Origin of the sequence: Anaerorhabdus sp. (assembly GCF_036641015.1) — a bacterium.
Taxonomy (GTDB): Bacteria; Bacillota_I; Bacilli_A; order Erysipelotrichales; family Erysipelotrichaceae; genus Anaerorhabdus.
In genome coordinates, this window is the sequence record NZ_JAVWFO010000005.1 from 1 (window position 1) to 15,855 (window position 15,855).

Consider the following 15,855-nt stretch of genomic DNA (forward strand, 5'->3'; position numbering starts at 1 on the left):
TGGTGCCGATTATTGGATTTGAACCAACGACCTACTCATTACGAATGAGTTGCAACTACCAGCTGTGCTAAATCGGCATATCATTATTTTATGCCTATTTAATTTATATTTCAATTACCGTTTTGTAATTACTAATTCATCATATCCCGTGTTATCATCAAACTCACGTTTAAAGCTAACACTCTCAAGCTCCAATAAAACAATTTCTGCAGTGGTATTTACTAAGGTTCCATCCATTAGATGACCACCAATACATTTCCCTTCAATATCACTACCTGAAAAATGTATATGAGCTTCTCCATTTGCTATTGTACCCACCAATGAAACAATTTCATATTGTTTATTCCATTGACGAACAGAGCGTCCATCAGCAAGTCTTAGTCGTAACTGATAAACACAACCAACACATGTACATAGAGCACCCGACTCAATGTGATTATCTTTACAATACTGTTGTAAAGATAATTTTAAATCTTGGTCTTTTACTAATCGAAAAGCATGTTCCTTCATAGAGTCACCTAATTTCTAATAATTATATATGCCATATATGTAATAAACACTGCTAAAAATAAATAACCATCCTTCTTATCCAAACGATAATTTTGTTTAGCAACGAAATAACATAACCCCGTTGCGAATACCATAACAACTAAATCTACAATTAATGCCATTTCTACAGGAATTGGTGTAATTGTTGCACTTAAACCTAATATAAATAAAATATTAAAAATATTAGAACCAACTACATTTCCAATTGCAATATCAACATTTCCTTTTCTAGCTGCAACTATTGATGTTACAAGCTCTGGTAATGATGTTCCAATTGATACAATTGTCAATCCTACTAGTTTCTCAGATAAACCTAATGATAATGCAATTTCTTTTGCATTATTAACAACTAAATCGCCACCGATAATAACACCAACTATTCCAACTACAATTAATAACAAACTCATTGGTAAATTAAATGCTGGTTTTGCTACTTCTATTTTAGCACGATTTTCTATAGCGTTATTGATTAACCAAACAACATAAAAAATAATTAATGCTAAAAATATGATTCCTTCAAAACGTCCAATTTTAAATCCCGTTAAACTAAAGCCTACAAACAATAAAGAAATAATTAATAAAAATGGAAATTCTTTACGAATTATTGAATGCGGTACTGGTACTTTTGCAAGCAATGCAGTTACTCCTAATACCGCTAATAAATTAAATATATTTGAACCAATTACATTACTAATGGCAATTGCATTAGAATTGTTCAATGCTGCTGTTATTGACACCGCAGCCTCAGGAGCACTTGTTCCAAAAGCAACTATTGTTAATCCAACTACAATGGTAGGAATTTTAAGTAATGAAGCTACTGATGCTGCCCCATCAACGAAGAAATCCGCACCCTTAATTAAAGCTAAAAAACCTACAAGTAATAAACATATATTAATAATCATTCATATCCACCTAACTTTACGCTTAAATATTTTAACATAGATTAGATAGATTTGTTAGAAATACTCTAAAATATATGGCAAATCACTTACAGTTATTATCCCAATTGGTTTTTGTGACTTTATTCCATCTTCCGTAATTATTATAGCCAATACTGATTTACCTTTTCTCATACTGTTATTGTATATTTGTACGACTTCGTATACATTTGCATTTTTGCTTAGAAAATAAACTTTGTCATTATCATTTATCTCTTCATATATATCTCTTACTTGCTTTCTTTGCGAAGGTGTTATTAATTCAGCACACGCCCATTTAGCAATTACATCTAGTGTTAATAACCCAACGATTCCTTGTTCACTATAGACAGGTATCTTAGATATATTATGTTCACGCATTCTTTTTTCAATATCAAGAATATCATCGTCTAAATGACAAACAGAAACATGTTTTAAGAAATATTTAGAAACGGATGGGTTCTCGCTTAATAAATCTCTTATCTTTTCAATATCCTCAACCGCATCATCTGTAGGTTGTGCAATTATTTTACCCATTCCATCTCTTTGATGAACAATAGCATTTCTCAAATCAGCATATTCTTGTAATTCGATTTCATACTTTTGTGCAAACTTATTTTTTTTAGCTGCTTCTTGAAGTAATAAATAAAACTTACTATATCGTGTTGTTCCAACTATTTGTCTTAAACTTTTTTCAATAGATACATAAGCGGAAAGAAATCTTTGTGCATTATCCATTATTTTATTCCTTCAACTTTTTCTAATTCAACTTCAGCCTTCATACTAACTAATATCTTTTCTACTAGTTTTTCCATTTCTTTATGTGCTGAATAATCTGAAGAAGACATATAATTAGCACGGTTTTGTTCTATAAGTGACTTAGCTAAATCCTTTGTCGCTCTTTTCTTAGCATTGTAAACAACTATTGATTTACCACCATTCTCTTTAACTAATTTCATACATGGTACATCTGTTAACCCATCTCCAACATAAATCATACGCTTAAATGGTATTGGTCGGTCTTGTTCCTTTGTATATTCATTTAATGCCCGATCTTCATTCTCATCCAAAATTTGCTTGTTAATTCTAAAGATATACTGTGTTTTAGTCGTATAATTCACTACCAATGAAGGCCATTTAGCAACACCATTTTCATCATAATAATATTTACACGCATAAATTTTCTTGAATTTTTTTGCAATAGATGTCCCTTCAATAACCTCAGTTAAACCAGAAGATATAATATAGTGCTCAACATCTAATCCCAATTCACTTCCAATTTTATTAATTCGATCAAACCAAGTTAAAACACCCGGGTAATATTCGATATCTTTTCCTAAATCCATAAAATCTTGTTTACGAATTGGTTTACTATTATCTTGCGACTTTTTAAGCATCATATACATATAAGCTAATATTGCATCCATTTTATTTGCTTTAGCAAGTTTTGTAACATCCTTCCAAAAGACATCCGTACTTTTATAACCAAGAGAAGGAATAAAAGTAAACTCTTGCATATCTTTAGGAGATAAAGTCTTATCAAAATCATACATAATTGCAATTCTTGTTTTTTTCATTGTTTCACCACATTTCTACTTACTACTTTACTAGTATTATACCTTGTACTCCATACTGTTTCAAACATCAAGATTTAATAATTTTTTTAATATACAAAAAGAAAAGCTATCAAATTTGATAGCTAATTTTCTAATAATTTTATGATTGCTTTTACATAAATCTCTGTTTGTACTATTAACGCTTCAATTGTAATAAATTCATTTGCATCATGAATATGATTATCTACATCTTGCATTTCACATCCAAAAGCTATGCAATTGTTAATACCTTTAGCATATGTACCACCACCCATTGTAACAGGCTTAGATTCATAGTCACCTGTTACTTCTTGATATGCTTCAAGTAATTTACTTACTAGTGGGCTATCAATAGGGAAATAAAGAGGTTCATTTGTTTTTACGATTTCAACAAATCCACCTTTTGTATCAAGATTTGGATTCATTTTATCTAGTATCTGTTTTACTGTCATTGTAACTGGGAATCGAATATCAATAGTACCTGATATTAAACCATCTTTCATGCCAATTACACCAACATTAAGAGTTAAATCTCCATATTCATCATTACACGCTACTCCAAGTAATGACCCATCTGTTGTAATGCCTAGTCTATCATTATAGAATTCCACAAAATCATCTTGGAACCCTGCTTGTTTCAATCCAACTAATAAATGACTTATTGCATTTTTACCAAGTGTTGGCATACTTGCATGTGCCGCTACTCCACGAGCTTCAATAGTAACTGTCGCATCATTATCTGTAATTGTATATTCAATATCGTTATCATTGAAATAATCATCTAATACTTTAGAACTAAATGTATTCTTATCAATTACAATTGTACATTTATTACAAACTACATTGGACGCTACACCACCATAAATATCATGAATCTTTGTATTTTTACTATGGAATAATCCACCTAACATTCCTTTTTCACCATGTACCCCAGGGAAACATCCATCTGGAGTAAAGCCCATATCAATATGACCTTCTTTTTCAACATAGTGTGCTAAACATTTTGATCCACTTTCTTCATTTGTTCCCATGATTAAGCGAACTCTTTTTGTAAGAGGCACATTTAATTCTTTTACTATTTCCATGGCAATCATTGAGGCAATTACTGCACCTTTGTCATCAGTAGTTCCTCTACCAAAAGCCATTCCGTCTTTAATCACCATATCGAATGGATCTGTATTCCATCCTTCTCCTGCAGGTACTACATCAAGATGTCCTAAGATACCTATTACTTGTTCACCTTCACCCATTTCAGCATAACCTGCATAGTTATCTAAATTAACAGTTTTAAATCCATAAGATGCTGCAATTTCAAGCGCTTTATTTAAACAAGCTGCTGGTACTCTTCCAAAAGGATATCCATCTTCAGCAACTCCTTCAACAGAATTATAACTAACTAAAGTCTTTAAATGTTGTAATAGCTCATCTAAATGATTCTCTACTCTTTCTCTTACATTCATATTCTATTCCTCCAACTAATTTTTATTAGTTTACCACATTTCCCTTAAGACATCTATAAATTAATCTTTAGCCCAACCGGACAATGATCAGAACCAAGAATATCACCATATATTTTAGCTTCTTCTACTTTATCTCTTAGAGATCCAGACGTTACAAAGTAATCAATTCTCCACCCAGCATTTTTTTCTCTTGAATTAAAACGATATGACCACCAAGAATACTCAATTGCATCAGGATATAATGTACGATATGTATCAATAAATCCTGCCTCAAGTAAAGTAGTCATTTTTTCACGTTCCTCATCCGAAAATCCTGGATTTTTACGATTAGTTTTAGGATTTTTTAAATCAATTTCTTGATGTGCAACATTCAAATCACCACAATATACAACTGGTTTTGTTTTTTCAAGTTGAATTAAGTGATTTCTCAATTCATCTTCCCATTGCATACGATATTCTAAGCGAGCTAACTCTTCTTTAGAGTTAGGTACATATGCATTTACTAGATAGAAATTATCAAACTCAAGTGTCATTACACGACCTTCATCATTAAATATATCTTTACCAAAATCCGTTTGTATTGATAAAGGTTCTTTCTTAGTAAACACTGCAGTACCTGAATACCCTTTGCGCAATGCGCTATGCCAATATTGATGATACCCTTCTAAATCTAATTCAATTTGATGTGGTTGTAGTTTTGTTTCTTGTAGACAAAAAATATCCGCATCTTCTTGATAAAAGAAATCAAGAAATCCTTTTGTTATACACGCTCTTAGCCCATTTACATTCCAAGATATTAGTTTCATGCTTTTTTAATTTTTCTTGTTTGAATCTTTAACCAAGTTTTTTCTTTTTGCGTACAGAATGGGCTAATTTTCGCAAATACTTCTGCATGATAATTATTTAAGAATTCAATCTCATCTTCGCTCATCAATTCTGGCAATACTGGATCTAAATCAATAGGAGCCAGTGTAACAGTATCAAAATGCATAAATTGACCATATGTGTTCTTCTTACCCTTTTGCGCAAGTAATTCATTTTCTATACGTATACCTAGTTTATTTGGAATATATACTCCTGGCTCATCAGTGATAATCATACCTTCTTCAATTGGTACAATTCCATATCCTGTAGCACTATTTGACCAACGAAATCCTTGAGGTCCTTCATGTACACCAAGAACATGACCAACACCATGACCTGTACCGCATTGATAATCAATATCCATATCCCAAATAGGACCACGAGATAAAATATCCAATGATGCACCTGTACAACCATATAAGAAATTAGCTTTAGCTAAACGAATCATACTTCTTAAAGTCGCTGTATAGTATACCTTTTCTTCTTGTGTTAATTTTCCTAAAGTAATTGTTCTTGTAATATCTGTTGTTCCTTCATAATATTGTCCACCAGAATCAACGAGTAAGAATCCTTCATTTTTCAATACAGAATAACTCTTTTCTGTTGCTGAATAATGCATCATTGCAGCATTTGGTCCATAGGCAACAATAGCACCAAAACTATCTTCAATATAATTTTCTTGTGCTTCTCTTAACTCATGAAGTTTTTTAGTTGCACTCAATTCATCAATTTCTATATTTCCAACATTGTTTTTAACCCAGTAAATAAACTTAGTTACTGCCACTCCATCTTTCACATGAGCATAACGAATATTCTTTATTTCTGTTTTATTTTTTAATGCACGATACATAACAACTGGGCTTGTTTCATCAAGTATAGTACATGATTTATCAATAAGTGATTTATGATAAGCACTAATAGTACTTGAACATAATAAAATTGTCTTATCCTTATATGAAGATAACTCATCTCCTAAATCGTTATATCCACGAATAGAAACTTTAGCGCCACTAAATTTTTTGCAAATATCAGCAGATAATTTTTTCTTATCGATAAATAAATTAACACGATTTTTAGTTACAGTTGCAAAAGCTAATGCCACTGGAGTATCTTCTATGTCAAATCCACGAAGATTCAATAACCATGCAACATCTTCTAAAGAAACTAGAACACATACATCAGCATTCTTTTCTTTCATATCTGCTTGTAAACGTTTAATCTTATCTTCTGTTTTAACACCTGTATACTTATCAGCCAATAAGAAACATGGTTCACTTGGTAATGATGGACGATCTGTCCAAATTTCATTCACTAAATCTTTATCCGTTTTTAAAGTAACTTCTTTAACCTTTAAACACTTTTCTAAATTTCCAGCTGTTTTAGCATTAACTACTCGACCATCAAATCCTAAAACACCTTTTATTGGCATTTTCTTTTCAATAAATTCGACAAACGTAGGTACACCTTCTTGACCCATTTTATATAAATCAATTGTGCTACCTTTCAATTGTTTTGCTGCTTGAACAAAATATCTTCCATCTGTCCAAAGTCCTGCTTCTTTCATAGTTACAACTAGTGTCCCTGCTGAACCAGTAAAACCAGACATAAATTTTCTAGTCTTAAAATATTCTGATAAATATTCACTTTGGTGATAATCTGCTGTTGGAATGTAAAAAATATCGATACCTTCTTGTTTCATTAAATCACGTAATTTCATTAAATTTTCTTTTACTGTCATTGTTTTCACCTCATTCTATTATTGTACTAGTTTCATGTGCATTTTTAAAGCAATTAAATTGACTTTCATGTACAATATACTTAATCTATTAATGGGTTGAGGTGGTAAAATGAAACAAACATTTGATATACAAGGCATGACATGCACCGCTTGTAGCAGTGCAATCGAAAGAAAAATCAGTAAAATGGAAGGTGTACAATCCGTACAAGTTAACCTTTTAAGTAATAATATGGTAGTAGATTACAATGGATTAAATGAAAATGATATTATTCACGCAGTTGAAGATGTTGGCTATAATGCTTCACTACCATCAAAAACAACAGCTACACCAAGTTATGATGAACTATCAACAAGGATCAAAAAAAGATTCATCTATTCCGCTATATTCACTGTTCCATTATTTTACATTGCCATGGGACATATGATGAATTGGCCACTACCAAGTATTTTAATGGATCAACCATTAGTTAATGCTTGGTTACAATTATTATTAACAATTCCTGTACTTATACTTAATAAAGAGTTCTTTATCCATGGATATAAAGCATTATTCAAGCTTAATCCTAATATGGACTCACTAATTGCAATTGGATCAACTGCCGCTGTTCTTTATGGCATTTACGCTATATTTAAGATCACAATAGGCGTTCAAACTGGAGATACCCACCTTGTTCATCAATTTATAATGGACTTATATTTTGAAACAAGTGCAATGATATTAACACTAATTACTTTAGGAAAATATCTAGAAACTAAATCTAAAGGAAAAACATCAGAAGCTATTTCAAAGTTAATTGATTTAGCACCAAAAACAGCTACTGTTATTAAAAATCATAAGGAACAAGTTATTCCTGTTGAAGAAGTTCAATTAGGCGACATCATTTGTGTTAAAGCAGGTCAAAGAATTCCTGTTGATGGCATAATTACTAAAGGCTATACAACAATTGATGAATCTGCAATTACTGGTGAAAGTATACCTGTTGAAAAATCAATTAACTCAAAAGTAGTTGGTGCAACCATTAACAAGACTGGCTACTTTGAATTTAAAGCAACAAAAGTAGGACAAGATACCACATTATCACAAATTATTAAACTAGTTGAAGAAGCAGCAAACTCCAAAGCACCTATATCAAAAATGGCTGATAAAGTCAGCAGTATCTTTGTACCTATTGTTATTGGTATCGCTATTGTCGCTACAATCATTTGGCTATTATTAGGTAAATCTTTAGAATTCTCATTAAGTATCGGAATTGCAGTACTTGTAATATCTTGTCCTTGCGCACTAGGCTTAGCAACTCCTACTGCAATTATGGTAGGAACTGGAAAAGGTGCAGAGAATGGTATTCTTATTAAATCAGCTGAAATTCTTGAAACAGCTGGATCTATTCAAGCAATTGTATTAGATAAAACCGGTACAATAACAGAAGGAAAACCACAAGTAACAGATGTTATCGTCAATGAAAATATAAAAGAAAGTGAATTCTATTACATCGCTTATTCCTTAGAAAAGAAATCTGAACACCCTCTAGCATTAGCAGTAATTCAATATCTAAAAGATACTGAATTTAAAGAAATAGATTTTGATAATTTCAAAAGTATTTCAGCAAGAGGAATTAATGCAGTATTAAATGATACACAATATTTCGCAGGTAATTTAGCTTTACTAGAAGAAAATGGAATTGATACATCAAAAATAAAACCAGCTGTTGAAAAATTTGCTCATCAAGGTAAAACAACTCTATGTTTTGCAAACCAAACAGAGGTACTTGGACTCATTGCAGTAGCAGATGTTATTAAAGAAGATAGCATTAAAGCAATTAGCAAGCTTCAATCTATGGGTATAGAAACATTAATGTTAACTGGTGATAATTCAATCATAGCGGAAGCAGTATTTAAACAACTAAATTTAGATAACTATGTTGCTGAAGTATTCCCTGAAGACAAACAAAAATACGTTAAACAATTACAATCTGAAGGCAAGATTGTTGCAATGGTTGGTGATGGCATTAATGATGCCCCTGCGCTAGTAAGTGCTGATATTGGCATTGCCATAGGTGCGGGAACCGATGTAGCCATTGAATCTGCTGATATTGTTCTTACAAGATCTAATCTATGGGATGTTATAACTACAATTCAATTAAGTAAAGCAACACTAAGAAACATTAAACAAAATTTATTCTGGGCATTAATATACAATTCAATTGGTATTCCACTAGCAGCTGGCTTGTTTTATGGAATATTAGGATGGAAACTAAACCCAATGTTTGGCGCATTCGCAATGAGTTTTAGTTCCGTAAGTGTTGTAGCAAATGCCCTACGTTTAAAAAACTTTAAAGGAGAGAAACCAACTATGGAAACAAGTAACACAAAAACAATTCTAATCGAAGGTATGTCATGTGGACATTGCCAAGCACGAGTAGAAAAAGCATTAAATGCTATTGATGGAGTTCACGCTACTGTTGATCTTGCATCTAAATCTGCAAATATACAATTAACTAAAGATGTAGCAAATGAGATACTTAAAAAAGCTATCGAAGATGCTGGTTATGATGTAGTTTCAATCAAATAGTAAAACAGCACCTGCAAGTATGCAGGTGCTATATTTTTATCATTCTATATCCTACACCAACATGTGTTTGTATACATTGAGGTCCGTTAGGATTTTTTTCTATTTTCTTTCGAAGTGTTGCCATGAATACACGTAATGAAGAAACATCATTCTCCAATGTTGATCCCCATATTTCCTTTGTTATAAAAGTATGTGTTAAGACTTTACCGATATTTCTTGATAATAAGCACAATAGTTTATATTCAATTGGTGTTAAATGTAATTCATCTTTACTAATATATGCACACCCGGCAGCATAATCAATTCTTAGATTACCATTTACAAAGATTACATCTTCTTGCTTTATATTACTAATGCGTCTTAATGTAACTCTTAAGCGCGCTAATAATTCTTCAACAGAGAATGGTTTAGTAAGATAATCATCAGCTCCTGCATCAAGTGCTAAAATTTTATCAGTATCTTCACTTCTTGCACTAAGTACGATGATTGGTACATTTGACCAAGTTCGTACTTTTTTTATAATATCCACGCCATCAATATCAGGTAAACCCAAATCTAAAATTACTATATCTGGATTGTGTGTTGATATCGCAAGTATCGCAGACTCGCCTGTAGCAACTGACAAATATTTATAGTTATGTGTTTCAAGTGTTGTCGACATAAGATTACGCACTGCCGCATCATCCTCAACAACTAATACAAAATGTCTATTCATTTATCACCATCTCCTTTATAGCAGGCAATGTAAATCGAAATATAGTTCCATGAGGAAGATTATCTCTTACTGATATTTCACCACCATGCGCATTAATTATCGATTTACAGAGTGCAAGTCCTAATCCCATGCTACGCCTACTGTCTATTATCTTACTATTTCCAGTATAAAACATTTCAAATATTTTTTCTTTAGCTTCATCTGTTACACCATCACCATTATCTTTGATATCGACAATAACTTCTTCATCTTCTTTTTTAACATCAATTTCAATTATTGATCCAGCATTGGTATATTTAATTGCATTATCAACAATGTTAATAATAACTTGAATAATTAATCGCACATCTACTTTAGCTAATATGAATTCTTCACTATGATTGACAATAATTTTGTGTTCATCTTTTTTTCGATTTACATGATTTAAAGCTTCTTGAATTATTTCATCCATCAGTTCTGCAGTTAATTTTAAATTCATTGTTCCATCTTCGATACGAGTAACTGACAATAAGTTTTCTACTAAATTGATAAGCCATAATGAATCATCATAAATATCAGTAACTAATTTTTCCTTAGTTGCTTCATTCATATTATTCCCGCTACTTAATAGAATATTAGCATTCCCTGATATTGAAGTTAATGGTGTTCTTAAGTCATGTGAAATTGCTCTTAATAGATTAGCACGAAGTTGTTCGTTCTTTGCCATTACTGCAGCATCTTCACGTTCTTTGATTGCCCGTTGACTTTCTAATGCAAGTGCACATTCTCCTAAAATGGATAGTAGAATACTATTCTCAAAAGAATCTAGATTTGTATTTTGTAAATCTATACCAATAACACCATAAACAGTATCATTGGCACGAATTGCAAGATATAAGCACTTTGCACTACCCAATGTATTTGTAGAAGCACCTGCATGTTTATTATTTTTATAAACCCATGATGCTACTGCAGTTTCGTTTTCCGTTACAAGTTCAGCATTCTTAACATTACTTACCGAGAATACCGAGGGATTTTGCAAAGCATCTTTATTAGCAAGATAAACAACCAAATCTTTTCTCAACAATTTAATCAACTGATTTGCAGTTACAGATATAATTTCTTCTGACTTAATTGCCTTTTGTAACAATTGATTTGTCTCTAATAATATTTTTGTTCGATATGCAGTTTCAGCAGACTGCTTAGCGTGTTGTTTTAATTTAACCGCCAATGAACTAGTAACAAACGCTGCTACAAACATAATTAAAAATGTAACAGGATATCCAGAATCATATGCTGAGAAAGTATATCGAGGAACTGTAAAAAAGTAATTAAATGTTAATACACTTACAACGGATGAAATCAAACTATACATCTTATGTGAAGTAGCTACTGATGTTAATAATACACTCAAAATATAAATAGTAATTATATTAGCTTCTGAAAAGTTTAAATCATAAAATACAAAACCAATTAGCGTTGCAATTACCAACAACAAAATACTAATTACTGTATCATTGATATTAAACCTTGATAATTCACGCCTATTCTTTCGCTTAATATACTGTTGAGTATCTTTATCAGGAATAATATAAATATCTAGATTTGGTGCGTATTCTGTTAAACGTTCTGTTAACGTTGCTTTGCTCCAATAATATTTTCTCTTAGCATTGTTTCTTCCAACGACAATTTTAGAAATTCCTGATACTCTTGCGAATTCAGCTATTTGCAATGGCACATCATCTCCGAAAACTAATTCAATAGTTGCACCAAGCTGTTGCGCTAAATGGATATTATTACGCAGTTGTTTTTTGTCCGCTTCATCCATTTCTCTAAAATCAGATGTTTCTACAAATAGTGCTGTAAATGTTCCTTTAAAAGCATTTGCCATTCTTGCCGCTGTTCGTATAATTTTAGGGTTAGTAGGTGATGACGATAAACATACTAAAATATGTTCATCAGTATAATAAGTATCCTTTTCATATAACCTAACTTTCTCACTCATCTTATTTACACGATCTGCACAACGACGAAGAGCAATTTCACGTAATGCTGTTAAGTTTTTTGTATCAAAGAAATTTTGTTGAGCTTTAATTGCTTGTTCAAGTTGATATATTTTTCCTTCATTTAATCGCTCCACTAATTCATTGGGTTCTATATCAACAAGTTTAACTTGTTCTGCATCATCAAAAATACTATCGGGTATGCGCTCTCTAACAGCAATTCCAGTGATAGAAGCAACCATATCATTTAGACTTTCTATATGCTGTACATTGATTGTTGTATACACATCAATACCAGCACGTAATAATTCCTCAACATCTTGATATCGCTTTGCATGTCTACAACCATCTACATTGGTATGCGCTAGCTCATCAACTAATATAAGCTTAGGTTTTCTTAAAATAGCTGCATCTATATCAAACTCATTTAATATGATTCCTTTATAATCTATCCTTTTGGTAGGTATCTGTTCAAGCCCATTTACTAAAGCCATAGTTTCAACTCTTTGATGAGGTTCAACATAACCAATAACAACATCTACATTTTTATTTTTTAAGTCGTGAGCTTCTTTTAACATTGCATAGGTTTTACCTACACCAGCAGCATAACCAAAAAATATTTTAAGTTGTCCTAACTGCTTATTCCCTTCCTCACCAGTTAACTCTACCAATAAGTCTTTTGGTTGCTTAACATCTACCATCTCTTACACTCCCAAAACTACTACTCTTTGTAGTTTATCTAAAACAATTATAATCTACTTAAAACACTTATCAATTAAATTCTATTTATTTAATAATCCCATTTCCATGGCAATATCTAAATTCACTTGTAAAACATTAACGTAGTCTTCACCAAAAATACCTAACAATTTACCTTCAGTATTCTTATTTACTATTTCTACTAACATTTCTTTAGATAAATTTGATGCTTTCGCTATTCTATCAATTTGAATCATTGCACCTTCTACTGAAATATGTGGATCCAAACCAGAACCTGAAACTGTCATTAAGTCTGTGGGAATATCTTCTTTTTTAACAGTAGGATTTTCTTTTAAAAATGTTTCAATCTCTGCTTTAACACGCTTCACTAACTCTGGATTAGTAGGTGCATAGTTACTAGAACCAGAAGAAACTGCCGTAGTGTACTCTTCTTCCGTATATGTATTGTAGTTAACAGCTGATGGACGACCTTTCATAAAATATTCTTCATTAAAGTCTTGTCCAATAAGGGCAGATCCTACAACTTCACCATTGACCTCAATTAAGCTGCCATTAGCTTGTTTAGGAAAGAAAACTTGTCCAATACCTGTTAGCACTAATGGATATATTAATCCACATATTACTAAAAAAGATATTGAAATCATGAATGCTTTTTTTAAACCTTTAAATAATTCTTTCATCATTTTCTCTCCTTCTTATAAACCTAATAATGCAAGTAATGGATGAATAATCATATCAATAATTTTGATACCTATGAATGGTGTAATAACTCCACCTAAACCATAAATCAAAAGGTTACGAATTAACATTTTATTACTAGACATAGGTCGGTATTTAACACCCTTCATAGCTAGAGGTATTAAACACGGAATAATAATTGCGTTAAATATTAAGGCTGACAATATTGCACTTAATGGTGTTTCTAATGACATAACATTTAAAATTTGTAATTCTGGAATTGCTACCATGAACATTGCAGGTAATATCGCAAAATATTTAGCAATATCATTTGCAATTGAGAATGTAGTTAAACTTCCTCTTGTGATTAACATTTGCTTACCAATTTCTACAACTTCAAGAATCTTAGTTGGGTCCGAATCTAAATCCACCATATTTGCCGCTTCTTTTGCAGCAGTAGTTCCACTATTCATTGCTAATCCAACATTAGCTTGTGCAAGAGCAGGTGCATCGTTAGTACCATCACCTGTCATCGCTACAATCTTACCTTTAGCTTGTTCCTTTTTAATAACATCTATTTTGTCTTCTGGCTTACACTCTGCTACAAAATCATCAACACCTGCTTCCTCAGCAATTGTAGCTGCAGTTAATGGATTATCACCAGTACACATAATTGTTTTAATTCCAATTGCATGTAATCTTTCAAATCTTTCTTTCATTCCCGGTTTTACTGTATCTTTTAAATAAATGACGCCAAGAATACGATTATCTTTGCATACCGTTAATGGTGTTCCTCCAAGAGAAGCAATTTCATCAACATGTTTCTTTAAATCTTTTGGTAATTTGCCATTAATAGATTGAACATATTGACTTACGGCATCACTTGCTCCTTTTCTAATCTTTTCTTTAGTAACTAAATCAACCCCGCTCATTCTTGTTTGAGCAGAAAATTCTAATATATTTTCTGCCTTAATATCGTCTACTACATATCCAAGTTTTTTACCTAATTCTAATGTTGATTTACCTTCTGGTGTTTCATCAAATAAACTCGAAATCATTGCTGTTTTAATAAGTTCTTCTTTATCAATACCATCTACCGTTACAAACTCTGCAGCTAAACGATTACCAAATGTAATTGTTCCTGTTTTATCAAGAATCATTGTGTCAACATCACCGCAAGCTTCAACTGCTTTACCAGACATCGCAATAACATTGAATCGTGTAACTCTATCCATACCAGCAATTCCTATTGCAGATAATAATCCACCAATCGTCGTAGGTATTAAACAAACTGTTAATGCTATTAACATTGACATTGGTAAAGTAACACCACTATAAATACCTATTGGATATAAAGTAATAATAACAATTAAGAAAATAATAGTTAGTGATACAAGTAATGTATTTAAAGCAATTTCATTTGGAGTCTTTTTTCTTGAAGCTCCTTCAACTAATGAAATCATACGATCAAGGAAACTATTTCCTGGATCTGAGGTAATACGTATTTTAAGATAGTCACTAACAACTGTTGTACCACCTGTAACACTACAGAAATCTCCACCACTTTCTCTAACTACTGGCGCAGATTCTCCAGTAATTGCTGACTCATCAACGTTTGCTACCCCTTCAATTACTTCTCCATCATTAGGTATTAATTCACCTGTATTAACTAATACAATATCACCCTTTTTCAATTCACTTGAATTTATGATTGTTTCACTACCATCACTTTGAATTAAACGAGCTTTTGTATCTTTTTGCGTTTTCTTTAGTGATGCAGCTTGTGCCTTACCTCTTCCTTCTGCTACCGATTCAGCAAAGTTTGCAAACAATATTGTAATAAATAAAACAATACAAACAATTATATTATACATTTGCATATTGCTTGTGGATGCTTCAAAAAAGTTTGGAAATACCGATAACACAAGTGTTAATACACATGCAACCTCTACAACAAACATAACTGGATTTTTAATCATATATTTAGGATTTAATTTAGTAAATGCCCCTATAACTGCATCCATAAATATTTTCTTTGTTAATAACTTTTGATTTTGTTTCATTTTTA

At 31.8% G+C, this 15,855-nt stretch carries 12 protein-coding genes and 1 tRNA gene; 1 reads left to right on the top strand and 12 read right to left on the bottom strand.

Going from position 1 to position 15,855, the window contains the following annotated elements:
- The 8 genes from RR430_RS01440 to RR430_RS01475 form a co-directional block, all read right to left on the bottom strand.
- Positions 1 to 77, bottom strand: a tRNA-Thr gene (locus tag RR430_RS01440).
- 37 nt (positions 78 to 114) lie between these two features.
- Positions 115 to 510, bottom strand: a complete 396-nt coding sequence (locus RR430_RS01445) for a PPC domain-containing DNA-binding protein (protein ID WP_332486505.1) — start codon at positions 508 to 510, stop codon at positions 115 to 117.
- 8 nt (positions 511 to 518) lie between these two features.
- Positions 519 to 1,451, bottom strand: coding sequence for a calcium/sodium antiporter (locus RR430_RS01450; protein WP_332486504.1), 933 nt, complete (start codon positions 1,449 to 1,451; stop codon positions 519 to 521).
- Positions 1,452 to 1,505: 54 nt separating this feature from the next.
- Positions 1,506 to 2,204 (bottom strand): CBS domain-containing protein, encoded by a 699-nt coding sequence (locus RR430_RS01455; RefSeq protein ID WP_332486503.1) that lies wholly within the window; start codon positions 2,202 to 2,204, stop codon positions 1,506 to 1,508.
- Positions 2,204 to 3,043 (bottom strand): HAD family hydrolase, encoded by an 840-nt coding sequence (locus RR430_RS01460; RefSeq protein WP_332486502.1) that lies wholly within the window; start codon positions 3,041 to 3,043, stop codon positions 2,204 to 2,206. Before RR430_RS01460 ends, RR430_RS01455 begins: the two co-directional genes overlap by 1 nt.
- Before the next feature lie 122 nt (positions 3,044 to 3,165).
- On the bottom strand, positions 3,166 to 4,521 hold the full coding sequence (gene pepV, locus RR430_RS01465) for a dipeptidase PepV (protein WP_332486501.1): 1,356 nt from the start codon (positions 4,519 to 4,521) through the stop codon (positions 3,166 to 3,168).
- A gap of 53 nt (positions 4,522 to 4,574) precedes the next feature.
- Positions 4,575 to 5,327: an exodeoxyribonuclease III gene (locus tag RR430_RS01470; RefSeq protein ID WP_332486500.1), complete on the bottom strand. Its 753-nt coding sequence runs from the start codon at positions 5,325 to 5,327 to the stop codon at positions 4,575 to 4,577.
- Positions 5,324 to 7,123 (bottom strand): aminopeptidase P family protein, encoded by a 1,800-nt coding sequence (locus tag RR430_RS01475; RefSeq protein WP_332486499.1) that lies wholly within the window; start codon positions 7,121 to 7,123, stop codon positions 5,324 to 5,326. Before RR430_RS01475 ends, RR430_RS01470 begins: the two co-directional genes overlap by 4 nt.
- A gap of 109 nt (positions 7,124 to 7,232) precedes the next feature.
- Between RR430_RS01475 and RR430_RS01480 the strand changes: the two genes are divergently transcribed.
- Positions 7,233 to 9,692, top strand: coding sequence for a heavy metal translocating P-type ATPase (locus RR430_RS01480; protein ID WP_332486497.1), 2,460 nt, complete (start codon positions 7,233 to 7,235; stop codon positions 9,690 to 9,692).
- 28 nt (positions 9,693 to 9,720) lie between these two features.
- Here RR430_RS01480 and RR430_RS01485 read toward each other — a convergent pair whose 3' ends face one another.
- The 4 genes from RR430_RS01485 to kdpB form a co-directional block, all read right to left on the bottom strand.
- Complete coding sequence (locus RR430_RS01485; RefSeq protein WP_332508577.1) at positions 9,721 to 10,407, bottom strand: response regulator transcription factor; 687 nt, start codon at positions 10,405 to 10,407, stop codon at positions 9,721 to 9,723.
- Positions 10,400 to 13,090, bottom strand: a complete 2,691-nt coding sequence (locus RR430_RS01490) for a sensor histidine kinase KdpD (RefSeq protein ID WP_332486494.1) — start codon at positions 13,088 to 13,090, stop codon at positions 10,400 to 10,402. The genes RR430_RS01485 and RR430_RS01490 overlap by 8 nt, the downstream gene beginning before the upstream one ends.
- 81 nt (positions 13,091 to 13,171) lie before the next feature.
- Positions 13,172 to 13,789, bottom strand: a complete 618-nt coding sequence (locus RR430_RS01495) for a K(+)-transporting ATPase subunit C (protein ID WP_332486493.1) — start codon at positions 13,787 to 13,789, stop codon at positions 13,172 to 13,174.
- A gap of 15 nt (positions 13,790 to 13,804) precedes the next feature.
- Positions 13,805 to 15,850 carry a potassium-transporting ATPase subunit KdpB gene (gene kdpB, locus RR430_RS01500; RefSeq protein ID WP_332486492.1) on the bottom strand — a complete coding sequence of 682 codons (2,046 nt, stop codon included), beginning with the start codon at positions 15,848 to 15,850 and terminating at the stop codon, positions 13,805 to 13,807.
- Positions 15,851 to 15,855 lie beyond the last annotated feature (5 nt).